Raw genomic sequence first — 22,863 nt, 5'->3', positions numbered from 1 at the left:
TTAGAGACTACTGTAAGCTGCTACAGCAGCCTCTACATATTATCTTTGGCCTTTACACAGTTATCTTAACACTCCCTAAAAAAAATGAAGCCAGTGAGTTATTGTAATTTTAGCAATACCTCACTGTAACCTAATTTGGCTCAAGGAAGCAACCCCACATTATCCACCACCAGATTATACAACCTATCAACAATCAAATCACCGATCTTCCTACCACAAACCCTGCCTCATGCTCAGAAAACTCAGCATCAGCGGCCAGCTTATTCGCAATTATCGACTCAATTCCAAACTCCGTTCTTCTTTTGTATTGTTGATAAATTTCATCACTACGTTTCTCGGCAGCGCGCAAATGACAAGCAACCTGCGGCAAGTTGAGCATCGTTTCCAGCTGCGAAGCAACTAAATCTGAATGGAAGTAAACAGCGCTGCTGAAGCTTTCCCAATCTTCATAACTTAAAAAATCATGCAATACTAACAAGCAATATACGGGAGGAGGCAAATGTCCCAGCTCTTCTAAAGGCAACCAGAATTTACGCTGAATATTCTCCGTGGACTCAATGCTTTGTACGATGAGTGTTAAGGCTTCTTCTTTATTATTCTTTGTTTTTCTTAAGCTACGCTGAGATAAGGTAAAGCGTTCTTCATCAATGCTGGCAATGGTTTGGGCGATGTCATAATTATGGATTGTCAAATGCTTCCTGGCTATGTCTGATGAAACAGCAGTTTTATTAGTAATGATTTGAATCATTTCTGCTTCAAATAGCAGCCTCGCTTGTTCTACATTTCCGTTTGTTTGGTTAAGCAGGTTAAGGCGATGACGGGCGCCAATGGGGATTCGTTGACGGAAGAGGTTAAGACTTTCTTTATGTAACATTTAATGAAGGGTAGTAGATTATTTGGCTTTTCTAAGTACAAGCAATTCCCTTGCCTCAACGTCCAATGCCTCTGCAATCTCAAACAAAGTTTCTACAGAAGGCTGTATTTTATTAGTACACCATTTAGAAACTGTATTTACATTAACGTCAATGGCTTCAGCTAACCATTTGTTTGCTTTTCCTTTCTCAGCCAGTACTGCCTTTATTCTATTGAATACTTTAACACTCATAAAAAAGCTTTAAAAGCATATTTATCATCAATTTAGGCAGAATAATTCTCATTATGATTCTAAAAAATATCCCTTAATAACATATTTATATCCATTTAACTGATTATAATATCCCTAATATTGATATTTTTATATAAATTTGTACTAATCAAAAATCTATTGTTATGCAAACCTCTCCATCCTTTTTTCATTTCACACACTTATCCGAGACGGAATCTACTGATCCCATGCTCGCCATTAACCGCTTTTGCGAACTGTTCCCTCCGGCTGCCGCGCGACAAACACTATGGCTCTGGCTTTCGGAAACGCTCGCAGCTGAGGATACCCAATATGAAAATGCCCAGCACAGGGCGGATTTGCTTCTACTTTACAACGAGCTACTAAGGTTACTGGATGCCAATTACCTTTTAAGCCTACTAAAGGCCGCAAATAGTAACGAAGCACTGATAATATCACTTTGATATCAATTCCATCTCAAATGAGCAGCATTGGCCCCAAAGTTGGCTGTATAGGGGTATGCAGCAAGCTTGCAAACATCAGGATCTGGCGCAGATAAAGAGATTCAGGTGCCGGGGTCAATGCTTATTTGTGAAAACTGTAATTTGAACTGACCAACTGAAAATAGCGGGCGCAAGCGGTTCTAAGTGTATAGGAAGTGTATGGGGAGTGTATTGGAAGTGTATTGTGAGTGTATGGGAAGTGTATAGTGAGTGTATAGTGAGTGTATGGTAAGTGTATGAGGACTGTATAGGAACTGTATGGGAACTGTATAGGGAATACGACACATAGACGACTCCTAAGTACCGGAGAAGTATGCGAGAAGTACCGGAGAAGTATGCAAGGAGTATAGCTGCATTATTAGGAAGACTAGCTTAAGAGCGCGATTGATACATCTCTTAACTATTTAAATACCAAATTTTTAACCCCATTCACTTCGCCCAATATATTAATACAAATTTCTTAATGAGGACTTCGGAAAGAGTGATTGGATCATCGGGATTTAACAACATAAGGCCACTTCTGGCTTCTTGAAGAACGGACCTATCTATTTTCATTCATTTTACCAACGAACAGAACTAATTCCCCAAATCTTTCCTAACTTGATACGCTGTTTCCTCCCGGGGACAGTTAATTCCCTAAACTAATTACTCCATCACAAACATTTTATTTATGGATTTTAAAGACCTCCTCAAGCAACTCGCTGAAAGAATCCTCAAACACAAAGAACTCGTTCAAACTGAAGAAGCTACTAAACATTCCTTTGTAATGCCATTTCTTCAGGCACTAGGCTACGATGTATTTAACCCATTGGAAGTAGTTCCTGAGTTTGTAGCAGATCTGGGAATAAAAAAAGGGGAGAAAGTTGATTATGCCATCATGAAAGACGGACAGCCGCTCATTTTAATTGAATGTAAGCATTGGTCCTCTAATCTGGACCCTCACAACTCCCAATTATTCAGATATTTTCATACTACAAAAGCGAAATTCTCTATTCTGACTAACGGCTTTGAATCCCGGTTCTATACCGACCTGGATGAGCCTAACAAAATGGATGAGAAACCATTCTTTATATTTGATTTAAATGATATCAGGGACAACCAAATAGAAGAACTGAAAAAGTTCCACAAAAATTATTTCGATACAGAAACTATTGTATCTACCGCCAGCGAACTAAAATATCTAAACCAAATCAAAAGTATGATTGGTAATGAAATCAATAGCCCAGGGCCTGACTTCGTAAGGCATTTTGCCAAACACGTATACACTAATGGAATTCTGACGCAAAAGGTAATGGACCAATTTTCTCAACTGACAAAAAAAGCATTTCAGATTTACATTAATGATCTCATCACAGAAAGATTGAAAACAGCGCTTAAAACGGAAGAAATTGAGCAAAACAAACCAGAATTGACAGAGCCGGTGATGGAATCCGAAGCAAAAATAGTAACAACCCAGGAAGAACTGGACGGATATAATATTGTAAAATCTATACTACGCAAAACGGTACCCATAATAAAAATCAATTGCAGAGATGCTCAATCTTACTTTGCTGTACTATATGACGATAACAACAGGAAACCGATATGCCGGCTCTACCTTAATAATAACAAGAAACAAATAGGACTCTTCAAAAGCGATAAAACAGAAATCAAAAAAGAGCTTACATCTCTGGATGACATTTTTCTGCATGCGGACCATTTGATTGATACGGTGAAGAATTACACGGAGAAAGTAGCCGAGGTGCAATAAATAACCAGGCAGCAAGTCCGGAATTCCCGGGCTTGCTTTTAATCCCCATCCTCTCCACAAAAAAGCCCGGCATCCCTGCCAGGCCAGTTCTATAAACCCACTTTCTTCAGAGGTTACACAATCTTATACCACGGCAACCCGTCACAACCTTTTGGGTGGTGAACAGATGGCCGGATACTGGTACCATTAATTTCAAACCAGGGAAAGGAGCTCCAGCCTTGCGGATGGTGAATAGTGGGATACAGCTTATCCTCTCTCACCTCATACCAGGGTAGTGAACGGGATCCGCCTGCGTGGTGGATAGTGGTAAAAACATTATTGTCTCTTATTTCATATTCAGCTAATGAACGCCCACCATCAGGATGATGCAATGTTCTGTGGAGTTTCATGGTTAATAATTTTGTAGTAAATAAATATGGTTAACGGTTGTACTTTGGGTTTACTAAACAGTAACGAATATAATAAAATATCTGGTTAGGAAAACATACCAACAGCACAAAAAATAATACTTTTTATTACCCAGGTACCGGGATAAACAGGCAAAGAAAATACACCTGGGAAGTTACGGCATAATTAATTTATATCCTTTACTACGAACATTGTGGATGCTTGAACCTGGGTGATCTTTGATAATTCGCTTGAGTCTGGATATATATACATATAATTGTTTAATATCGTGATTATCTTTTCCAAAAATAGTATCCATGATCGTTTCCATGCTTGTTAGTTCGTTGCTGTTATCATATAAGCATCTGTATACTTTCTTAACTCTCAGTTCAACTTTTCTTGGCCTTCCGTGGAAGCCATAAAACTCATTATTTTCGGCAGAATAATAAGGTACTCCCATAGTTCCTTTCATAAGATATAATTATTTGTATAGGTAAGAGACGCTTGCAATCTACCCGTCAATTCACGCAAGTTGAAAGTTTTAGGGAAATAACCATTTGCACCCCCTCTGCCAAATACTTCTGCCGATACCAGCGTAACATCTTCCCCGGATAAATAAAAAATAGGGATGTACTTATCCTTACTACGAATGCGTTCTCCAAGATCTATCCCATTCAGGCGGGGCATCATAATATCCAACAAACAGGAATGAAACGACATTTCATTAAATAGCAGCCATGCATGTTCTCCATCAAACGCGCTATAAACCTCGAAACCTTGCTGATGGAGTATTTTTCTTACAATACCAGAAAAAATGGCGTCATCTTCAGCATGTAAAATCCGACTTTTCATAATTAAAATCACTTGGGTTATAGGAATAAATAAGTTAAAAAATATCCACATAATTCCGGAAGCAGACGTGTTCGTATATGCCTTCCGTTTATATAAAACTGATGTTGATTGATACAAATAGAATTCATGGATTTTAAATTAATTCCTCAAAGAAAAAAACTATTCATCACTAAACCCGAAATCTTAACGGAAAAATTTAATTCTAAAAATCAAACCGCATTTTTTATTATCAAAACAGTGAACCATAATACAATAAAGGGTTTCGTAAGTATACATGATCTTCATTTGTTAATCATCATTAACAAACATTTGAGAAAGTTAGTAGTCCGAAACATTTGTTAATACGCCAGGTATTTACATTTCATTAATAAAAACCATTTTAACATGAAATAAAGTACACGCATAAACGAATTCGCCTGCTCAGAAAATTCGTTTCATTTGTCCAGCCCCAAAAATATTTTTAAATTTATTTGGAGATATTAAAAAAATATCCCCACCTTTGCATCAACAAAAAAACAATCAACATGTACCGCTCAATTTTTAACATACAATCAAAACACCAGTTTAGTCTGATACCAGGCTATACCAGTGGCGGGGCATGTTATGCCGAAGAATAAGTTGAAATAACAAATTCGATATAACACAGGCCCCGCAAGAGATTGCGGGGCTTTTTATTTGTACTTAAAACTAAAAATACGCATGCAAATGCATATTCATAACATACAATTTAGTAGCGATTATAACAAACCACTGTTATCGGTTTGCTATCGCTATGAAATATTTCATCAACGACACCGGTGTCGACGAACATAAGTAACGCTTATGTATATACGTAGAAACCGGTCGTCCTGAACGCCCGGTTTTTTTGTGCTTACTAAAATACGGTGCTTGTAGTTCAAAGGCAGAACACCCGGCTGTGAACCGGGAGATCAGGGTTCGAACCCCGCCTGCACCCATCATAATCCCAAAAACCGTAAACCCCGAAGTGAGTACGGCGAAGCGGGAGCGTCGCAATGGTCTGTAAAACCATCGCCTTAACAGGCTTAGCAGGTTCGAATCCTGCTACTCACACAAAACGGATGAATAGCTCCAATGGTAGAGCAGCGGTTTGAAGCACCGCCCGTGCAGGTTCGACTCCTGCTTCATCCACCAGGCAAATGAAAAGCATTTGCTAAAAAGCTTCCTTAAAAGGAAGACGGGAATAGCTATCATTCACAGCAAACCAGGCAGGAGTATCATACTACTCCGCAGTGCAGCCGTAATAACGAACTGTATGCTGTTGCTGCAAAACACTATTCCTAATCTATGGGTAAAAGGTTCGAATCCTTTTCGTTCTTGAAAAACGATAGCTCATTGGTAGAGCAATAGACGATTAAATCAGAAGGACTGAAAATCCTTTACAACAACAAACAAAGCCAGGGCTCACCGCCCCGCCACGTCATCAAAAGGATGATACCGGCAGGCTGGTCACCACCTGCAAACAAGGACTACATCAGCCCCTTATCATCACTTAGCACTTCCGCCCTAACTGATGAATAAGCACTGATTAATACTTGGTTTCCGTGTTCATCATCCGGACAACAGCACTGGCTTTTTTATCAACACCCCCAAAATGAAAGAAAATGAAAAGAGTAACCATCAACGCCTACGAAAGAGGCCTGACTTTTAAAAACGGCGTTTACCAGCGAATGCTGCAGGTAGGCCGCCACTGGCTGATCAACGAAGATGTAACCATCTTCGATATCAACAAGCCATTCATCGCTCCGGTAGAACTGAACATCCTCCTGCAGGATGCAGACGTAGCCAACGCATTGCAGGTAGTGGAGGTAAAAGAAACTGAAATTGTGCTGCACTACGAAAATGGATTGCTGAAGCAGGTATTGACCGCCGGCAGATACGCCTTCTGGAAAAATATCATCGACAATAAATTTGTTCGCGCAGATATCGCAAAAATAGCGATCACTGAAAATATTGACCGGTCCACCCTATGCCACCGGCTGGTAGCGCCTTACGTAAGGTCTTTCAGCGTGGAAAACCACGAACAGGCCATCATGCTGGTAGACGGTAAGTATGCCATGACCCTGTACACCGGCGTTTACTTCAGGTGGAAGAATAACATCACCATCACCGTTAGTAAAATAGATACCCGCCAGTTGCAGGTGGAAGTAAATGGCCAGGAAATTCTGACTAAAGACAAAGCAGCACTGCGAATCAACGCATGGGCACAGTACCGGGTAACAGATATCAATAAAGCCCTGTTGCAAAACAAGGAATACGAACGGCAGCTGTATGTACTGTTCCAGCTGGCCTTGCGGGAATATATCGCAGCCCTGAACTTCGATGAATTGCTGGAAAAGAAAGATACCCTCGCGCCGGCTATACTGAAAGCAGTAAGCACAAGGGCGGAAGTTCTCGGCATTAACGTGACCAGCTTCGCTATCCGGGATATCATCCTGCCAGGTGATGTGAAAGACATCATGAACCAGGTACTGGTAGCCGAAAAAAAAGCACAGGCCAATATCATCATGCGAAGGGAAGAAACTGCCAGCACCAGGAGCTTGCTGAATACCGCCAAGCTGATGGAAGACAATCCCATGCTGTTTAAACTGAAGGAAATGGAGTATGTGGAAAAAATCGCGGAAAAGATCAACAGCATCAGCGTCAGCGGAAACGGTGTACTGATAGATCAGCTGCGGCAAATCTTCATCTCTAAATAAAAAAGGTGGGTCATGGTATGATCCACCTTTTTTAGAAAATCTGTAGCTTTGCAGTTATGGACGGACAATATAGAAAAGATATCTACCCTGGCCTGGAAGTGGCTATCATCCTGAAAAAAGATCAACGCAGCGGTAAAAAAACCTATGGCATTGTAAAGGATCTGCTCACCTCTGCCGCTTATCATTCCCGCGGTATCAAAGTACGCTTGGAAGATGGACAAGTAGGCAGAGTAGTAGAAACAGATGTGGTAGGAGAGGAAGACTAAAGCAACTTCAGATCCTTAGTGATCCGGTCTATCTCCTCGTTTGAATTAGGCCCGATGGCACAACAGGTTTTGGTGGGCACACCACCAAATTCTGTTAACCCCGAATCGGTGATCAACGTGGCATTCAGTCCATTCTCCACCGCCTGCTGGTACACTCTCTCCAGGTCTTCTTCAGAATCTACCGACAAACAAATCTTTGTAAACCCCTTCGTCATCCACTCCGAAACCTCTTCCGGATTCCTGATATTGGTTTGCAACGTATGCCCATCGATAGTGGCATGTCGCGTTAAAAAAGCAATCGAAGCATGGGCGCCCTGTGCAATCATTTTTCCTTTGCGCATATTCAGATCCTTGCGCATCACTATTACCTGCTTAACTATCCTGGATGACATATCTCACTGTTTAAGCAGCTAATTTACAAAAACACGCCCATTACAGGATCACATATCCAATGCTGACGCGTACACTGGGATACACCGTATTATCGTCAACATCGCCCGGCACAAAAGAAACCCCAAAGCGGCTTTCAAAACTAAAATGACGGCCCCAGCTGCGCTGCATTCCCCACGCCGGCGTAAAAACCGCCGTACCGGAATAATAATTGTCCGTTGCAGTGATAGGACGCCCCTGGTATCCGCCCGTGAAACTGAAAAAGTTCCCGGCATTATTATCTATCCTCTTATTCCGCGCAGCCCGCCGGGCAATACCATAGTACTGCCTGAACTCCGCAGAAAAAACCGGGTAAAGTGCAAACTCCCATTCTTCTCCCCAATAACTGCTGTTGGAATAAGAAACGCCCATCTCAATTCCCGCCTCCAGGTTAAGGGTGGCATATTTTAACAACCGCAATTCGTAATTTGCATTAGCTCCCACCAGGGAAATATTTGCTTTCAACTGACCTGGTTTTCTCCAGAGATCTTCCTGAGCGCTGACATGTAAACAAACAAATAAAAAAATGGTGCTAAGGGTTAGCAATTTCTTGTTCATAGAGTATAGAATATAGGTTTAGAATCCCCACAATATATAGCGTTTCAGGGGAAGCAGAAAAAGTTGTACTTTAATCTTTTCAAGTGTCCGGATAACAATGCGAAACATACCCACTTTAAATGATGTACACCAGCAATTTGCCGAGTATTTTGATATACCGGCGCTGAAACCGTATGCTTATCTGTTATCAAAGAAAGGTAGCGAAGGACACATCTGTATTCATCTCGATAAAATAACCGCAGAAAAAGAAAATCTCCCGGAATCTTATCAAAAAATAGAAACCAGCAATCAGCTCCTGGAAAGCATTCCATTGGTAGGTACACAAGGCAACGATAAACAACCCTTTGTGATTTACCAGAACCGGCTGTACCTGCAACGCTATTTCCGGTATGAAACAGCATTCCTCCAACGTATCCGCGATTTCCTGGTAAAGGAAAAAACACACCTGCCCGAAAGGATTGCCCTGCTGCAACAACAGCAACCACTGATCAGTAAACTGTTCCGCGGCGATCATAACGATCCGGCCGACTGGCAGCTGGCAGCCGCCATCACCGGGGTGTTGAACAATTTCACTATCATCACCGGTGGCCCGGGAACCGGAAAAACCACCACTGTAGCCAAAATACTGGCGATCCTGTTTGCCACCGATCCGGCGCTGAAAGTGGCGCTGGCAGCGCCTACCGGTAAAGCCGCCGCCCGCATGGCGGAAAGCCTGCGCAATACTACCATCGAAGTAGATGCGCACATCACTGAAAAGTTCCGGCTGCTGCAACCGGCTACCATACACCGTTTGCTGAAATCTATCAACGGCAGCCCCTACTTCAGGCACAATAAAGATAATCCGCTCAACTACGATGTAGTCATCATCGATGAATGCTCCATGATAGATGTGGCGCTGTTTGCCAAGCTGCTGGACGCCATCCATCCGGATACCCGCCTCATTTTGCTGGGAGACAAGGACCAGCTGGCCTCCGTGGAAGCCGGCAGCTTGTTCGGAGATCTCTGCCAGGCACAGGAACACCTGAACCGCTTTACTACCAGCCGCCGGCAGCTGATCAATAGTTTTATGCCGGAAGAAAACAGGCATATTCCCGCTACAGCAGAGCAAAACGATGACCATCACCCTTTGTTCCAACACCTCGTGGAATTGAGGCGCAGTCACCGTTTTACCGACGATAAAGGCATTGGTAAATTCAGCAAGGCCATCATCAGTAATCATGTACCGGTAATTACTTCTTTTTTTCCGCCTTCGGCAGATGAACAGGTAATCGTGGACCCGGAAGCTTCGGTACCATTGTTCGAAGACTTTATCGCCGGCTACGCCGCTTTCATCGCAGAAAAAGATATTGCCACCGCACTCAAACGCCTCAACGCGCAACGTGTACTCACCGCCGTAAGGGAAGGACCGCAGGGATTATACGCCGTCAACAAACAAATAGAAAAGTATTTATCCGATAAAAAACTGATCACCACCAATACGGAATTCTATGAAAACCGGCCGGTGATCCTCACCCGTAACTATTATGAGCATGGCTTATTTAATGGCGATACCGGCATCATCCGTGCAGATGAAAACAGAGTGCTCATGGCCTGGTTTGAAGACAGCACCGGCGCATTAAAAGCTGTACTGCCCGGCTATTTAACCCAGGCTGAAACCGCCTTTGCCATGACCATCCATAAAAGCCAGGGCTCCGAATTCGGGGAAGTACTGGTACTGTTGCCGGATACCACCGATGTACCCATTCTCACCAGGGAACTGCTGTACACCGCCGTAAGCCGCGCAAAAAATAAAGTGTATGTACAGGGAACGCCGGAGGTAATACTCATGGCAGCAGAACGCTTCGTGGAAAGAGCCTCCGGCATAGCCTCAAGGTTCAGCGAAGTGAATACAGCAGTAAATTAAATCACCTGCTTCGGGAATGGCGGAGTACAAACAAAGAAATGATCAATGGCATTGTTTTTAAAAGTTTCGAACTCACTGAACAGTTTATCATCCGGGCTGGCGCAAAACCTCCGCGATGCAGGCAACAGTGTGTTCCAACCTCACTATATCATTACCCAAACGGAAGGGATGAACAACTGGCTGAAACTCCAGCTGGCCAACCATTTGGGCATTGCGGCCAACTGCCGCTTCATGAAGCCCAACGACCTGCTCTACCAGTTATATGTAGTGCTGGGCGGTCCGCATTCAGAAGTGCTATCCCCGCAAAACCTCAGCTGGCTGGTTTTTAAACTGCTTGGCCAGGAAGAGTTCATCGCCAAATACCCGAAAGTTGCCGCCTACTATACCGCGGAAGAATCGGAAAGTGACCTGAAACGTATGGCCCTCGCGGAAAAAGTAGCCGATCTGTTTGACCAGTACCAGGTATACCGCCCGGAAATGATCCAGGCATGGACCTTTACCGATACCCCTGAACTAGCCACCGCCGGATGGCAGCACTGGCTCTGGGTAAAAGTAAAACAGCTCTCCGGTGGCTCGCTGCCGGATAAAACCATCGTAGGAAATTTTATCCTCGACGCCCTGCGCAGCAACAGCCCGAAAACAGGACTATTAACCCGCATGCCGGTAGTACACCTGTTTGGCTTATCCATCATCACCGCCTACCACGTAAAAATCCTGCATGAACTGTCGTCTTTTATAGACGTACATTTTCATATCATCAACCCTTCACCGGTTGTATTCTGGTTCGACGACCGCAACGAAAAACAACTGGCCCGCTGGCGGCAGAAAGGACTCAAAGATATCCAGGACTCCAAAGCCGGCAACGCCCTGCTCACCGGCTGGGGACGGGTTATACAGGACAGCTTCGGCCTCTTCTTTGCATACGATGCCTTCATTAACGCCTACGAAGAAATTGATACCGTGGAACCGGAACCGGATAGCCTCCTGCATAAAATACAACACGACATTTTCACCGCCGCAGCCACCACCGCCGACCGGCAGCTGATCACACCATCCGATATCAGCGACGGCTCCATTACCATCAACGCCTGCTACACTGTAGCCCGCGAAGTGGAAGTACTCTACAACTACCTGGTACACCTGGTTGCACAACGGAAAGAAGCACTATCTCCCCGCGACATCGTGGTAATGGTAAGCGATATAGATGCCTATGCACCCTATATCAAAGCCGTTTTCAATAACGCACCTTATACCTTCCGGTATACGATTGCGGATGAGAGCTACACCGATAACGACAATCTCTTTAACGCCCTGCACGCCATCCTCACCATGAATGAGGAAAACTTCAAATCTGAAGCAGTGATGCAGCTGCTGGACTTCTCCTATATCCGCAAACGCTTTAACCTCCAGGACCCCGTGCTCATCCGCCGGATCATTGAAGCCGCCAATATCCGCTTTGGCATCAATGGCAGCAAAAAGGAAGAAACACATTTTGTAAGCTGGCAATACGGTATCCAACGGATTATGTTTGGTATCTGTATGAGTGGGGAAGAAGAATACGGCCTCGGGGAAGACAGCTTCTTCCCCCTGGATATTACCGAAGGCAGCGACGCACATGATGTGATCCGCTTCTGTCATTTTGCGGAAGTGCTGATGTCGTCCATCCTCGACAGGCGCCGCCCACGCACCATTGTGGAGTGGGTAGCCTATACCGAAAGAGTATTGCATAACATCGTATACGAACCGGTAGACGATATTGACGAAGACTACAACACCCTCATCAAACAACTCACCGCCTACAACGCGCTGAATGAATTTATGAGTGAAAAGGTAACCTTCGAAGTGTTTAGCCACAGCTTCCTGGACACGCTTACCGGCAGCACCCGCGCAGGATTGTTCGTAAACGGCGGCGTTACTTTCTGCTCGCTCATTCCCATGCGTAGTATCCCCTTCAAAGTGGTAGCGCTGATGGGACTGAACTACAATAAATTTCCCCGCCGCGAGAATAAGTCGAGCTTTAACCTCATGGAAAAAGACCAGCAGAAAGGCGACCGTAATGTGAAAGAAAATGATAAACACCTGTTCCTCGAAACCCTGCTTTCCGCAAGGGAATACCTGTATATCAGCTATATCGGGAAAGATGCAAAAGATAATACCGATCTTCCGCCATCCGTGCTGGTAGATGAACTGGTGGATTATATAGAAGCCGGTACAGCAGCGCCGGAAACCGTGCGCAGCGAGCTGGTTACGTTGCAACCTTTACAAAGCTTCAGCAGGAAATATGCCGGTACAGATAACCGTCTTTTTTCCTATCTGAGCAATAAGGACACCGGCAAAAAAATATATCTCAACGAAAATAAAATTACTACTCCCTTAACCTTCGAAGAAATTACCCTGGAAGAACTGATCAGCTTCTTTAAAAATCCTTTCCGGGCTTATTACAACAAAGTGCTGGGCATCCGGTATAACGACAGCCAGCTGCTGCTCAGCGAAACAGAAATCTTCAGCCTTAACAGACTACAGCAATGGTCTGTTAAAAATGAACTGCTACCAGCAGCCGGCGATAAACAGCATGCGCTGCAAACCACGCTGGTAAAGAAAGGTAAGCTACCGCTCCGCAATATGGCCACTGTTTCCATGCAGAAAATGGAAGAACTGGTAGTACCCGTGCGCAGCCTGTATGAAGCTGTTACCAAAGGCGCAGAAGAAAAACGCATTTCCGTTGAATTAATGGTAGATGACAGTATGCTGAAAGGAAATCTCCGGATTTTTGATCAAACCCTGGTACAGGTGTCGTGGTCAAAGAAAGAGAGCAAATACCTGGTGGAAGCCTATCTCCGTTATCTTGCGGGAAAAGCGGCAAACGCGGTAACAGACCTCTGCTATATTTCCGGCGCTAAAAAAGAAGACGCCTTCCAGGCAATTCCGTTAACACCTGAAGAAGCATTAAGGCGGCTAACAGAAATTGTAAAAGTTTATAAGACAGGCTTCAGCAAAATAATATCCTTTTATCCTGACCTGGAGATCACGGAAAAAGAGTGGCTCTCTATGGACCTTAAAAAGTTCAGGGATAAAATATCCGGGATGATCGAACGGCAGGAATCGCCGGACCCTTATCTTGTACAGGTATATGAGCAGGGATTTTTTGAGAAAGAAGAAGCACTGGCGGGCTACCTCGATATTTATGAGCTGCTGATATTGCCGCTAACAACCCTGCTGCCGGCTTATTTAGAAACCCCAGATAAAGAGAAATGATCGATAACATTATATATAAACAGTTTGACGCAGGTACCGTTCCGCTGGAAGGCAGCAACCTCATTGAGGCCAGCGCCGGCACCGGTAAAACATACTCCATCGCCATACTGGTATTACGGCTGATACTGGAACAGAAGCTGTCTGTCAAGGAAATCCTGATGGTTACCTTTACCCGCGCTGCCGTGGCTGAACTGGAAGAAAGGATCCGGCTGTTTATCCGGCAGGCATACAAAGTAAGCTGCGGACAGGAAATCAGCGATCAGAAGATCATGGACCTGGTGTTCAGCGTAATCGACTTCGATGATCCGCGCCCCGTGCAGCAACTCTTGCGCGACGCCATCCTGCTGCTCGATGAAACTTCCGTACTCACCATTCATGGCTTCTGCCAGCAAACACTGAATGAATTTGCGTTTGAAACTAACCAACTGTTTGGCGCCACTATGGTGCCCGATCTCACGCCAGTCATTGAAAATGAACTGAATAAATTCTGGCGCAGGAATGTAACCACGCTCAATGCCTCCTTACTGGAACAGATCTGGGAGGAGGATATGAAAACGGAGATGCTGAATGTGATCAAAGAACATCTCAGCGGAAAAAAATTCCTGGGCTACCGGGAAGACACCCCCGATGATATCAGCGAAACCCTGCAGGAGCAATGGATGCAGGAGCTGCAGCAGTTAATGGCAAAAGAACAAACAGCCAACGAAACTTTGTATGCATACATTGAAGCCAACAGTACGCACATTGCCGCTGCCTGCGCCACCAATCATAATACCCGGAAAGAATGGCCTGAACTGATTTCCCAACCGGAATTGCTGGTAAAAAAGATCCGGAGCAAAAGGAGCAGTGCCAAATACATTGAGAAAATTTTTGCAGATCTGCTTCCTGCAATTGACCAGGCAGATGAAATCGGCAAACAACTACAGGAACATCAACAGCTGATCCGCCGGCAGGTATACTACGCCGCCATTAAGGAAATCAGCGAACAGGTGCGCGCCTTCAAAGAACGCAGCAACATGATGGGATATGATGACCTGATCAACAACCTGCATACTGCCCTCGTAAAAAACAACAACGAAGAACTCATTGCTTCTTTACAAATTAAATACAAGGCCGTTTTCGTGGATGAGTTCCAGGACACCGATAAAGAGCAGTTCGAGATATTCGATCGTGCCTTCGGCCAAAACACCATCCTGTTCTACATCGGCGACCCCAAGCAAAGTATTTACGCCTGGCGCAAAGCGGATATATTTACCTACTTCAACGCACGCAACGGGGTACAACACGTGTACGACATGAACCAGAACTTCCGCTCGTCGGAAAATATGATCCGGGCCATGAACGTATTCTTTGAACCCATTCCAGGCTTCCCAACATTTGATTTCGCTGAAGAAAACGACAGTATTGATTATATACCCGTACATAGTCCCGATAACAACAGGAAAGGCTATCTCTATAAAGGCAATACACCGGAGGCGCCTGTTGAAGTGATTGCCTGCGATAAAAAAGAAACCATCTGCAACAGCGTGGCCGCGCAAATTGCGCAGCTGCTGCTGGATAAAAACTACCGCATCGAAAATAAAGAAGGCGCCCGCGCCATCGTACCATCAGACATTGGTATTCTCGTACGCACCGGGCAGGAAGGCAGGGACATTAAACATGCCCTCGCCAAACTGGGCATCCCCGCAGTTACCATTGATGAGACAAAAGTGCTGAGATCCGCTGAAGCGCAGCAACTGCTGCACCTGCTGGAAGCAATGGAAACGCCGGACCGTTCGTCTATTAACCGCGCATTACTGGGGTCATTTACCGGCTACAACAGTCATACCATCCTGCAACTGGACGATGAAACCATGCTGGACCTGTTTGGCAAATACCGCACCTTATGGCAGCGCGATGGTGCGTATACGGCCCTCATGGAGTTTATTGCAGATTTCAGCGTACGCCAGGTGCTGCTCGATGGCCATACTGAAAACGGGGAACGGATCATCACCAACCTGTACCAGCTTTCCGAACTGGTACACCAGGTGCAGAGCCGCAAAAACCTTTCTATGCGCGATCTCATCTCCTGGCTCAAACGCGGCATCGATGGCATGACCACCGACGGCGATGAGTATGCACAACGCGTGGAAAGCGATGAAGACGCCGTAAACATAGTCACCATCCATAAAAGTAAAGGACTGGAATATAAAATAGTGATGGCCCCCTTCCTCGATTTTGTGGAGAAGTCCAAAATTGAATTTGTGAGCTTCCGCGATCCGGCCACCGGCGACTACCTCGGCACACAAAAAGCCCTGCTTACAGAAGAGCAGCTAAAAGCCTACCAGCATCAGCAGGAACAGGAAAACCGCCGCCTGATATACGTAGCCATTACCCGTGCAGTGTATAAATGTTATCTCTTTAAAAACAGTTATCACGCCTTTAAAGATTCTTCGTTGTCTGTTTTCCTGAAAGCACTGGCCGCTGAACCGCCGGATGCCTCACTGATACAGCTACAGGGAGCATTGCCGGAAGCGCCCACAGAAAGCTACCGGCAACAAATCAATAAAGGCCAGCTGGCCGTGAACCGGGCCCCGGTGTCCTTTCATTTGCAGGAGCAAAACTGGCGGAAGATGAGCTACACCATGTTAGCAGCAAAACCCGAACACCAGCCACGGCTACGTTCTTTCCAGCAACCCGACCCATACGATAACTTTATATTTACCACGCTGCGCAGGGGCGCCAAAACCGGTAACCTGCTGCACTTTATTTTTGAAAGCATCAACTTCTCCGATAGCAGCAAGTGGGAACACTGGCTGGAAGAAGCCATCCGGAAATTTGTACCCGGCCAAAGGGAAGTATATCTCGAACGGCTCAACGAAATGCTGCAACATGTAATGTACTCCACGATACATATTGATGGCGCCAGCTTCCAGCTGGCATCGGTAGGGCGGCAGCAGCGACTCGCGGAATTTGAATTTGATTTCCCCGTACCGGTGTTTAAGTCGAACCTGCTCAATAATTTGTCCGACGACCAGGTAAGTGTGAGCGTAAAACGGTTTTCCGAATACAGCAGCCAGGAACTCGAAGGTATTATGAACGGGAAAGTAGACCTGTTTTTTGAACACCAGGGGAAGTATTACATCCTCGACTGGAAATCGAATTACCTGGGCAACAGTGTGGCCGACTATGACGCGGCTGGTTTAGCGGCAGCGATGAACGAAAACAATTACCATCTCCAGTATTTTATTTATACAATAGCCGTAAAAAAATACCTGGAAAGCCGGATCCCTGGCTTTAATTACGAGAAGCAGTTTGGGGGCGTTATCTATTGCTTTGTGCGTGGCGTAAGGAATGTTAGTGGTCAGGGGATATTTACCACAAAGCCGGATCTTAAAAAGATAAGATTGCTGGAGTCGTTACTCACAAAATAAAAAAGGCTGGTCCGCAAAAGACCAGCCTTTTAATTTTTTATGGCTTTTTAAAGATGCTTTCGTCTACCGGTACATTATTTTCCAGTTTGGCGATATTGATTTTTATACCAACAGGGTCCTGCAGGATAGCGGTGCCATAAGTATAGCCGTCGGCCGTTTTCAGGAAATTGCTGATGTCTGTTACCAGGTCCATCTGCTGCCCCTGAATTTCCAGTGAATTGGATGTTCTCAGCACATTACCTGTTACCGGGTCTACAAAGCACGTAGTGGCGTTCCCGTTAGTATAGGTAACTTTCACTTTCGCCAGTTTAGCTCCATTCACCGTGTCGGGCGCCAGCAGTTCCAGCTTATTGCCTTTCTCATTGTAACGATAAAAATCGCCGGTCAGATCCAGCTGTTTCCCCATCGCCTTAATGGTGGCGGAGTCCATGTCTTCCGGATTAGTTTTACCCATTACAGGCAACTGCACCCAACCTCCTCTATCTGTTAACACCTGGATGTTGGTGGTACCCATAGCTGTAAATTCAAGGCGCATGGCTTTGTCCTGCAACACCCATCTTCTGAAGGGGAAATTCATTCCCTGCATTTCCATTGTGCCCTCTGCATATTGACTTTTCAGTGCTTTCAATGTTTCGGGGCCACCGAGTGCCGCCACGTTTTTATTAACGATATCCGCCAGGGATTGCGCCTGTGTGGTGATGCCTGAAAATATTACGAGCAACAGCAGTGCGATTCTTTTTGTGTTCATCATAACCGTTAGGTAGGGGTTTGTTTTCACACAAATTAATTATCTCCCGCAATAAAAACAAAAGCTGGAAACTAAAACAGCCAAACGCCGTTCATCATAGCGACGCCGCAGGTGGTTTCAAATGAGTTCACGTAGTTGTCCGGGGTTCTGTGCCACCACTGGCCCCACATCAAACCATTGGAGTTGCGGTAGTTCCAGGCTTCCGCCGCGTTGTAGTTAAGCCAGGCAGCGTAAGTGCTTTGATAACTATGATCCTTTACAAACCTGCAGGCCCAGCGGGCGAAGATGGCTTTGAAGCCCTGGCAGTCATCAGTGTCGTATTCATCCGGCAGCAGGCCCTGTGCATTGCACATGCTGATTTTCGTATAGTCCATTGCTTTAGCTCCCATTGTTTTGTAGTTATCGGAGGGGTAGGAGTTGTGGAGCATGCTGCAGGCGCCGATAAAGGTGCCCTGTGTATAGGTACGGGCTCCTTCAGTAATTATGCCGGCTGCATTCATGGCGCCTTTCACTTCGCCGGTGCCGGCCACATATAGTTTGGTCACCATCCAGTCGACAATTTGTTTGGCTTTGGTTTTATAGGAGGCGTCGCCGGTAGCCTGGTAGAGGTACATGGCGCAAATGGCTGCGGGCGCGTTTACGCAGGCATTTTTGGTATTGTTGGCGGTGGTCCACCAAAGGCCGCCGCCGAGGTTGGTATCCCATGCGCGGTTCCACACCATATCGAAATTGTTTTTGGCCATATCTTTCATGCCGCCGTCATTGGTGATCTGGAAAGCGCGGATACACATCAATGCGCCCCAGATTACGTCATCGTTGTAAATGTTGGAGGTCCAGAGCAGGCCATAGGCGTCCCGCATGCCGTTGTAGAGATACACCATCTTGTTTCTGAGATCTGCATCGTTGTTGATGTTGTATGCATCAATCAGTGTTTCGATGGCTTCTGCCTGCCGCCAGAAATCCATCCGGCCGGTTTGGTTTACATCCGAATAATAGTAGGCTTTAAACGAAGGGCCATAGGCGCCGTACTGGTGATAAAATGCGTTATTGTAGCATTGCATAGCCAGCAGTGCTTCAGATTTCACGGGTTGTACGGAGTTAATTGTTACCCCGTTGGAGGTGGTACTTTTGAGGGTATTTCCGGAAGATTTGATCATTTCCGGTTTCTTACAGCCGGTAGCCACTAATGCCAGGAAGAGCACTGCCATGCAGGTGCTGTAGAAAAGCGTTTGAGTTTTCATGTTTTTCAGTTTTGTGGAATAAAAAGATATCAGTTTTTCAATGTGCTCAGCCAGTCGTATATAAAGCCGTATAACGCAATAGGGGAAGAGCCTGCGCGCTCATAACAGTGGAACCGGGTTGGCGCAGGCGCTCACATAGGAGGACAGGTAAATAACCGGTAATTACTTACAACCGGTGAAAATATTTTTCAGGAGATGCTAGCGGGGATGGCTACACGAAAATAGGGATCTTATAACTGCACCTGGCTATTGACCAGCTGAATAATTTCTTCGTGAATGTCCTGTATCGGGCGCATCTGTGCGGCTTCATTATAGCAGGTGATCCTGTTAATGGTTTTATCGGCTGTTAACAGCGCGTCATATTCCTTTTTCACAGCAAGCTGCAGGGAGAAATCTGCTTCGTGGATATCATCCTTTCCCTGGAGATATTCCCTGTCTTCGTTTGCGCGTCTTTTAGCCAGTGCCGACTCTGTAAAAGAAAACGGTACATCCAGGTAAATGGAGAAACGGGGTTTGGGGATCTTATTATAGTTGTATTCAAAGTCATTGATCCAGTTGCGCAGGTATTGTTTTTCGTCCTCACTATGGAGTTTAGCACACTGGAAAGCAATATTTGACAGCACGTACCTGTCTACCAGCACAAAATAACCATCGCTCAGCCATTGGTTGATAGTGACCGCAAATTCTTTACGGTCTTCCGCAAACAACAGGGCTACCAGCTGCGGGTGTACGTTTTTCACGTCGCCGAATTCGCCGCGCAGGAATTTAGCAATGAGTTCTCCAAACACACCCTGGTTGCTCCGGGGGAAGTGTATAAATTTGGTCTTCTCATTTTTTGACTCGAGGTATTTTGTCAGCAGGTCTATCTGCGTTGACTTCCCCGCGCCATCTAAACCTTCTACCGCTATAAATTTATCCATTATGGAACGATTGTTAATCCGGAAGTTAAAGAAAATACTTCGTGGCTATTGCACGGCTTCAAATAAAAAGAGCCTGGTAAAATTACCAGGCTCTTTTCGCTCCCCCTGCTGGACTTGAACCAGCGACCCTCTGATTAACAGTCAGATGCTCTAACCAACTGAGCTAAGGAGGAATATGACTATAAGCCTATTCAAGTGAAGATGATCACCTTTTTGTAAACATCGGCGGCAAATCTAGTTAAATATTTGATTAAATGTGCAGATTATATTGATTTTTATTGGGTGATGTATAAATCGTTCCGGCGGGAGGGATGCTGTCGGCGGACCTGTATAAGAGAATTGCTATGTTTCTTTACTAAAATTCCATGTGGAGAATAACCTCGGTCTGAACAATCCTACCAAATACACTGAATTCCCGGATCTCCTGGAGCTGGAAATAGCCGGGCTCCCGCTGCCATTCGTAGCAGGGCAGGTGTTGATGAAATCAATGGCGACTATTTCAATTATTGATTTGACATATCTATTCTTAAAGAAGGGATTTGGAAAGTGACTATTAAGCTGAAGTATAATTAGCATTACACTTATTTTCATATACAATGACTGGATGGCCAAGATCAGGAAGAAACCAGGCATTGAGAAAAAGTGACTACTTACGTGGCCATGCATACTTTCCCGACTATCCTTAAAAAATCTGGCCTAAGTACGGAGTTTATCCAGGAATCACTGGGTCATACCAGAATGAAGACTACAGAGAGTTACCTCGATAGTTTCGAGAAGTAGGTCAAAATGGAATATTCACTGAAGGTAGTGGCTTTTAAAGACTACTATCCCGGTTTCTGACGGTATTCATAAATCGTGAATCAATTGATCGCCTGGAAGGCTGTTTGCTAATCTGAGCCAATTTCAAAAAAGTGGCTCAGATTAGAGATTCCAACACGGCCATCTGTGTTGTTCTACATTTGAGACTTTCTTGGTACCTCATTTATTTCTCCCAACGTAATGTGACTATTTCATTTTATGGCCTTTCATTGCAGGAATAATTAACGGCTTACTTTGTCTTTAGCTTATCGACCAGGTCTTTAAAGTATTGGGGACTCCAAATGTCAAGTACAGAAGCATCTGGGATAAACCTTACAATATCTTCCCGGATACTATTAAAGGAAACAGCATCGATTTTTGCTTTTAATAATTCAATCAATTGATCTTGGGTGATGGTGTCGTCAGTCCAATCACCAGTATCCCGCGCACGAAGTAGAAAGTGATGCAAGTCAAGTATTGTACCCTTTTTGATATACCATTCGAGATCGTACCAATCCCGGCCTTTCACCCTCGTTCTCCACTTTCGAAAAAGCAATGCATGCATTTTCCCGGCAAAGAGGTTCGGCAACGTAAAGCATTTCACATAAAAAGAGAAGGGGCGCAATAATAGCTTCTCTTCTGTTTCAAAACCAAGAGGAGGCTCACGATCTATTTCTATTTTAATCCTTATGCTTGGAGAAGCTTGTACCCCTGCTTGTGGTATAATTCCGTCAAGGATCAGCTCTTTCCAAACGGTCTCAGATTTTAGAAATGCGGAGTCTATGTTCGTTTGATTGGTTTTCTTTTTCTCTCTAATGCTTACTTTCATTCCAATAGCCTCAAACTCCTTGATGATACCTTCAAAATATGACTCAAGAGAGAAGTCCGGGTTTACCTCAAGCAGGGAAAAATCCAGATCTTCAGAGAACCTGTTTAAACCGTAGAATATTCTGAGGGCAGTACCACCATAAAAAGCTGCTTTCTCAAAAAAGCCTGTTCTTTGTAAACCTGCCAGGGCGACTTCCTGCATGATTTCCCGCAATGCGGATTCCGCTTGCTCTTTATTTTGAGGATTATATTCCTGAATCCATTCCTTTATCATAAGCTCTTGATTGTTTTTACCAGCATAGATAAGCTTTCTTTCTTGGGTGCATCCTTGATCCAGGAACTAACAGCCACCAGGTCAAGTTCGTGCAATTTCTCGTCATCTATTCTTAGATCATCAACCAAATATTCCCGTACTTGCCTGGAGCTACGTAGAATTATACCAGATGTTGTAATTATTTTATCACAAATCGCTTTTTCCGGAGAGGCGATTAAAACAACCTGTTTGGGAGTAAGTTGAACACTTTTAATCCCGAAGGAGTAATAAGGTAATGGGGCATTCATGTAACTAAATCTACCAATTGAAGTTTTATACATCTTCGATATTTTGGTAGTAAGGGAGCTGATTTCAAATACCCTTTCGGGAATCAATCCCCAGTATGAAAGGGCCGCTTCCATGGATACATAGCTTGGTCCCCAGAGGTGATTGGCTATTAGAAAAGGTTCGGGCCTGGCAATATTGATTTTAGGTCCAGTCACATATAGCCCTTTCTTTATGCTTGTCAATTCTCCTTTTTTGATCAACTCATTTATTTTGTCGTTTGGACGTTTGAAATCCTTTAACAGATCCATCATGATTTGCCTGGTGAGTGGCTCTTCCGCGTATTCATATACGGCATCCTTGAATCTCATATTGTAAGAATTTAATGCAAAAATCGGAAATAATCCGATTTTTGTCTAAAAAATTAACAACTACATGTTGAAAACCCACTAACAAATCGGATATTAACCGATTTAATCATAAATTTTTTACAAATACATTACTGTGAGAGAACGGTTTGAAGAAAAAAGGTGAAAGCCAGAGGATGACCCGAAGAAATTACCAAGCGACCGGGCGTTAGAAAAACAAGGTAAAATTATAATGGTCCCCAATGTCAGGACCGATAATTTGTAGATCTAAGCTTTTTCAAGTGCTA

Annotated in this window: 20 protein-coding genes and 3 tRNA genes; 10 read left to right on the top strand and 13 right to left on the bottom strand. The window is 44.6% G+C overall.

Features of this window, described 5'->3' with window-relative positions:
- Window positions 1-193: 193 nt before the first annotated feature.
- Entirely contained in the window at window positions 194-874 is a 681-nt protein-coding gene (locus ACMXI2_RS29155) for a hypothetical protein (RefSeq protein ID WP_483779386.1), read from the bottom strand.
- An 18-nt stretch (window positions 875-892) separates the two neighbouring features.
- Window positions 893-1,105, bottom strand: coding sequence for a helix-turn-helix transcriptional regulator (locus ACMXI2_RS29150; protein ID WP_079471666.1), 213 nt, complete (start codon window positions 1,103-1,105; stop codon window positions 893-895).
- 1,170 nt (window positions 1,106-2,275) lie between these two features.
- On the opposite strand from ACMXI2_RS29150, the gene ACMXI2_RS29145 reads away from it, so the two are divergent.
- Window positions 2,276-3,355 (top strand): type I restriction endonuclease, encoded by a 1,080-nt coding sequence (locus ACMXI2_RS29145; RefSeq protein ID WP_483779385.1) that lies wholly within the window; start codon window positions 2,276-2,278, stop codon window positions 3,353-3,355.
- Between the two features lie 113 nt (window positions 3,356-3,468).
- On the opposite strand, the gene ACMXI2_RS29140 is transcribed toward ACMXI2_RS29145, so the two are convergent.
- From ACMXI2_RS29140 to ACMXI2_RS29130, 3 genes are all read right to left on the bottom strand, one after another.
- Window positions 3,469-3,744: a hypothetical protein gene (locus tag ACMXI2_RS29140; protein WP_079471664.1), complete on the bottom strand. Its 276-nt coding sequence runs from the start codon at window positions 3,742-3,744 to the stop codon at window positions 3,469-3,471.
- 173 nt (window positions 3,745-3,917) lie between these two features.
- The gene (locus ACMXI2_RS29135) at window positions 3,918-4,214 is read right to left on the bottom strand and encodes a helix-turn-helix domain-containing protein (RefSeq protein WP_483779384.1); all 297 of its coding nucleotides are present in this window, start codon (window positions 4,212-4,214) and stop codon (window positions 3,918-3,920) included.
- Entirely contained in the window at window positions 4,211-4,594 is a 384-nt protein-coding gene (locus ACMXI2_RS29130; protein ID WP_483779383.1) for a response regulator, read from the bottom strand. Before ACMXI2_RS29130 ends, ACMXI2_RS29135 begins: the two co-directional genes overlap by 4 nt.
- 985 nt (window positions 4,595-5,579) lie before the next feature.
- Here ACMXI2_RS29130 and ACMXI2_RS29125 point away from each other — a divergent pair.
- From ACMXI2_RS29125 to ACMXI2_RS29110, 4 genes are all read left to right on the top strand, one after another.
- Window positions 5,580-5,665, top strand: a tRNA-Tyr gene (locus ACMXI2_RS29125).
- A 6-nt stretch (window positions 5,666-5,671) separates the two neighbouring features.
- Window positions 5,672-5,746 (top strand) — tRNA-Phe (locus ACMXI2_RS29120).
- Window positions 5,747-6,216: 470 nt separating this feature from the next.
- Window positions 6,217-7,311 (top strand): slipin family protein, encoded by a 1,095-nt coding sequence (locus tag ACMXI2_RS29115; RefSeq protein ID WP_483779382.1) that lies wholly within the window; start codon window positions 6,217-6,219, stop codon window positions 7,309-7,311.
- A gap of 56 nt (window positions 7,312-7,367) precedes the next feature.
- Window positions 7,368-7,577, top strand: coding sequence for a YwbE family protein (locus ACMXI2_RS29110; RefSeq protein WP_483779381.1), 210 nt, complete (start codon window positions 7,368-7,370; stop codon window positions 7,575-7,577).
- Here ACMXI2_RS29110 and pth2 read toward each other — a convergent pair.
- Together pth2 and ACMXI2_RS29100 are read right to left on the bottom strand one after the other, a co-directional pair.
- The gene (gene pth2, locus ACMXI2_RS29105) at window positions 7,574-7,969 is read right to left on the bottom strand and encodes an aminoacyl-tRNA hydrolase (protein WP_483779380.1); all 396 of its coding nucleotides are present in this window, start codon (window positions 7,967-7,969) and stop codon (window positions 7,574-7,576) included. The genes ACMXI2_RS29110 and pth2 overlap by 4 nt on opposite strands.
- A 40-nt stretch (window positions 7,970-8,009) precedes the next feature.
- Window positions 8,010-8,564, bottom strand: coding sequence for a hypothetical protein (locus tag ACMXI2_RS29100; protein ID WP_483779379.1), 555 nt, complete (start codon window positions 8,562-8,564; stop codon window positions 8,010-8,012).
- Window positions 8,565-8,661: 97 nt separating this feature from the next.
- Here ACMXI2_RS29100 and recD point away from each other — a divergent pair, with 97 nt between their 5' ends.
- The 3 genes from recD to recB are packed head-to-tail and all read left to right on the top strand — an operon-like array spanning window position 8,662 to window position 17,135.
- Entirely contained in the window at window positions 8,662-10,467 is a 1,806-nt protein-coding gene (recD, locus tag ACMXI2_RS29095; RefSeq protein WP_483779378.1) for an exodeoxyribonuclease V subunit alpha, read from the top strand.
- A 45-nt stretch (window positions 10,468-10,512) separates the two neighbouring features.
- The gene (gene recC / locus ACMXI2_RS29090; protein ID WP_483779377.1) at window positions 10,513-13,722 is read left to right on the top strand and encodes an exodeoxyribonuclease V subunit gamma; all 3,210 of its coding nucleotides are present in this window, start codon (window positions 10,513-10,515) and stop codon (window positions 13,720-13,722) included.
- Window positions 13,719-17,135, top strand: coding sequence for an exodeoxyribonuclease V subunit beta (recB, locus tag ACMXI2_RS29085; protein WP_483779376.1), 3,417 nt, complete (start codon window positions 13,719-13,721; stop codon window positions 17,133-17,135). Before recC ends, recB begins: the two co-directional genes overlap by 4 nt.
- Window positions 17,136-17,172: 37 nt before the next feature.
- On the opposite strand, the gene ACMXI2_RS29080 is transcribed toward recB, so the two are convergent.
- From ACMXI2_RS29080 to ACMXI2_RS29065, 4 genes are all read right to left on the bottom strand, one after another.
- Window positions 17,173-17,886 (bottom strand): hypothetical protein, encoded by a 714-nt coding sequence (locus ACMXI2_RS29080; RefSeq protein ID WP_483779375.1) that lies wholly within the window; start codon window positions 17,884-17,886, stop codon window positions 17,173-17,175.
- A 68-nt stretch (window positions 17,887-17,954) separates the two neighbouring features.
- Window positions 17,955-19,124, bottom strand: coding sequence for a glycoside hydrolase family 76 protein (locus tag ACMXI2_RS29075; protein ID WP_483779374.1), 1,170 nt, complete (start codon window positions 19,122-19,124; stop codon window positions 17,955-17,957).
- Between the two features lie 230 nt (window positions 19,125-19,354).
- The gene (gene tmk, locus ACMXI2_RS29070; RefSeq protein ID WP_483779373.1) at window positions 19,355-20,044 is read right to left on the bottom strand and encodes a dTMP kinase; all 690 of its coding nucleotides are present in this window, start codon (window positions 20,042-20,044) and stop codon (window positions 19,355-19,357) included.
- A 99-nt stretch (window positions 20,045-20,143) separates the two neighbouring features.
- Window positions 20,144-20,217 (bottom strand) — tRNA-Asn (locus ACMXI2_RS29065).
- Between the two features lie 194 nt (window positions 20,218-20,411).
- Between ACMXI2_RS29065 and ACMXI2_RS29060 the strand changes: the two genes are divergently transcribed.
- The gene (locus ACMXI2_RS29060; RefSeq protein WP_483779372.1) at window positions 20,412-20,594 is read left to right on the top strand and encodes a hypothetical protein; all 183 of its coding nucleotides are present in this window, start codon (window positions 20,412-20,414) and stop codon (window positions 20,592-20,594) included.
- A gap of 110 nt (window positions 20,595-20,704) precedes the next feature.
- Window positions 20,705-20,824 carry a hypothetical protein gene (locus tag ACMXI2_RS29055; RefSeq protein WP_483782422.1) on the top strand — a complete coding sequence of 40 codons (120 nt, stop codon included), beginning with the start codon at window positions 20,705-20,707 and terminating at the stop codon, window positions 20,822-20,824.
- Between the two features lie 268 nt (window positions 20,825-21,092).
- Here ACMXI2_RS29055 and ACMXI2_RS29050 read toward each other — a convergent pair whose 3' ends face one another.
- Both ACMXI2_RS29050 and ACMXI2_RS29045 read right to left on the bottom strand, forming a co-directional pair.
- Window positions 21,093-21,944, bottom strand: coding sequence for a nucleotidyl transferase AbiEii/AbiGii toxin family protein (locus ACMXI2_RS29050; RefSeq protein WP_483779371.1), 852 nt, complete (start codon window positions 21,942-21,944; stop codon window positions 21,093-21,095).
- Window positions 21,941-22,579, bottom strand: coding sequence for a type IV toxin-antitoxin system AbiEi family antitoxin domain-containing protein (locus tag ACMXI2_RS29045; protein ID WP_483779370.1), 639 nt, complete (start codon window positions 22,577-22,579; stop codon window positions 21,941-21,943). Before ACMXI2_RS29045 ends, ACMXI2_RS29050 begins: the two co-directional genes overlap by 4 nt.
- Window positions 22,580-22,863: the final 284 nt, after the last annotated feature.

The organism is Chitinophaga sp. G7 BAM 1005, from assembly GCF_057126945.1.
The sequence above is the reverse complement of the archived record's forward strand: the minus strand, read 5'-3'. Positions and strand labels throughout refer to the sequence as shown.

Excerpts from the sequence above, each read along its gene's own strand:
- ACMXI2_RS29155 (WP_483779386.1), bottom strand. The coding sequence starts at position 874 with ATGTTACATAAAGAAAGTCTTAACCTCTTCCGTCAACGAATCCCCATT.
- ACMXI2_RS29150 (WP_079471666.1), bottom strand. The coding sequence starts at position 1,105 with ATGAGTGTTAAAGTATTCAATAGAATAAAGGCAGTACTGGCTGAGAAA.
- ACMXI2_RS29145 (WP_483779385.1), top strand. The coding sequence starts at position 2,276 with ATGGATTTTAAAGACCTCCTCAAGCAACTCGCTGAAAGAATCCTCAAA.
- ACMXI2_RS29140 (WP_079471664.1), bottom strand. The coding sequence starts at position 3,744 with ATGAAACTCCACAGAACATTGCATCATCCTGATGGTGGGCGTTCATTA.
- ACMXI2_RS29135 (WP_483779384.1), bottom strand. The coding sequence starts at position 4,214 with ATGAAAGGAACTATGGGAGTACCTTATTATTCTGCCGAAAATAATGAG.
- ACMXI2_RS29130 (WP_483779383.1), bottom strand. The coding sequence starts at position 4,594 with ATGAAAAGTCGGATTTTACATGCTGAAGATGACGCCATTTTTTCTGGT.
- ACMXI2_RS29115 (WP_483779382.1), top strand. The coding sequence starts at position 6,217 with ATGAAAAGAGTAACCATCAACGCCTACGAAAGAGGCCTGACTTTTAAA.
- ACMXI2_RS29110 (WP_483779381.1), top strand. The coding sequence starts at position 7,368 with ATGGACGGACAATATAGAAAAGATATCTACCCTGGCCTGGAAGTGGCT.
- pth2 (WP_483779380.1), bottom strand. The coding sequence starts at position 7,969 with ATGTCATCCAGGATAGTTAAGCAGGTAATAGTGATGCGCAAGGATCTG.
- ACMXI2_RS29100 (WP_483779379.1), bottom strand. The coding sequence starts at position 8,564 with ATGAACAAGAAATTGCTAACCCTTAGCACCATTTTTTTATTTGTTTGT.
- recD (WP_483779378.1), top strand. The coding sequence starts at position 8,662 with ATGCGAAACATACCCACTTTAAATGATGTACACCAGCAATTTGCCGAG.
- recC (WP_483779377.1), top strand. The coding sequence starts at position 10,513 with ATGGCATTGTTTTTAAAAGTTTCGAACTCACTGAACAGTTTATCATCC.
- recB (WP_483779376.1), top strand. The coding sequence starts at position 13,719 with ATGATCGATAACATTATATATAAACAGTTTGACGCAGGTACCGTTCCG.
- ACMXI2_RS29080 (WP_483779375.1), bottom strand. The coding sequence starts at position 17,886 with ATGATGAACACAAAAAGAATCGCACTGCTGTTGCTCGTAATATTTTCA.
- ACMXI2_RS29075 (WP_483779374.1), bottom strand. The coding sequence starts at position 19,124 with ATGAAAACTCAAACGCTTTTCTACAGCACCTGCATGGCAGTGCTCTTC.
- tmk (WP_483779373.1), bottom strand. The coding sequence starts at position 20,044 with ATGGATAAATTTATAGCGGTAGAAGGTTTAGATGGCGCGGGGAAGTCA.
- ACMXI2_RS29055 (WP_483782422.1), top strand. The coding sequence starts at position 20,705 with ATGCATACTTTCCCGACTATCCTTAAAAAATCTGGCCTAAGTACGGAG.
- ACMXI2_RS29050 (WP_483779371.1), bottom strand. The coding sequence starts at position 21,944 with ATGATAAAGGAATGGATTCAGGAATATAATCCTCAAAATAAAGAGCAA.
- ACMXI2_RS29045 (WP_483779370.1), bottom strand. The coding sequence starts at position 22,579 with ATGAGATTCAAGGATGCCGTATATGAATACGCGGAAGAGCCACTCACC.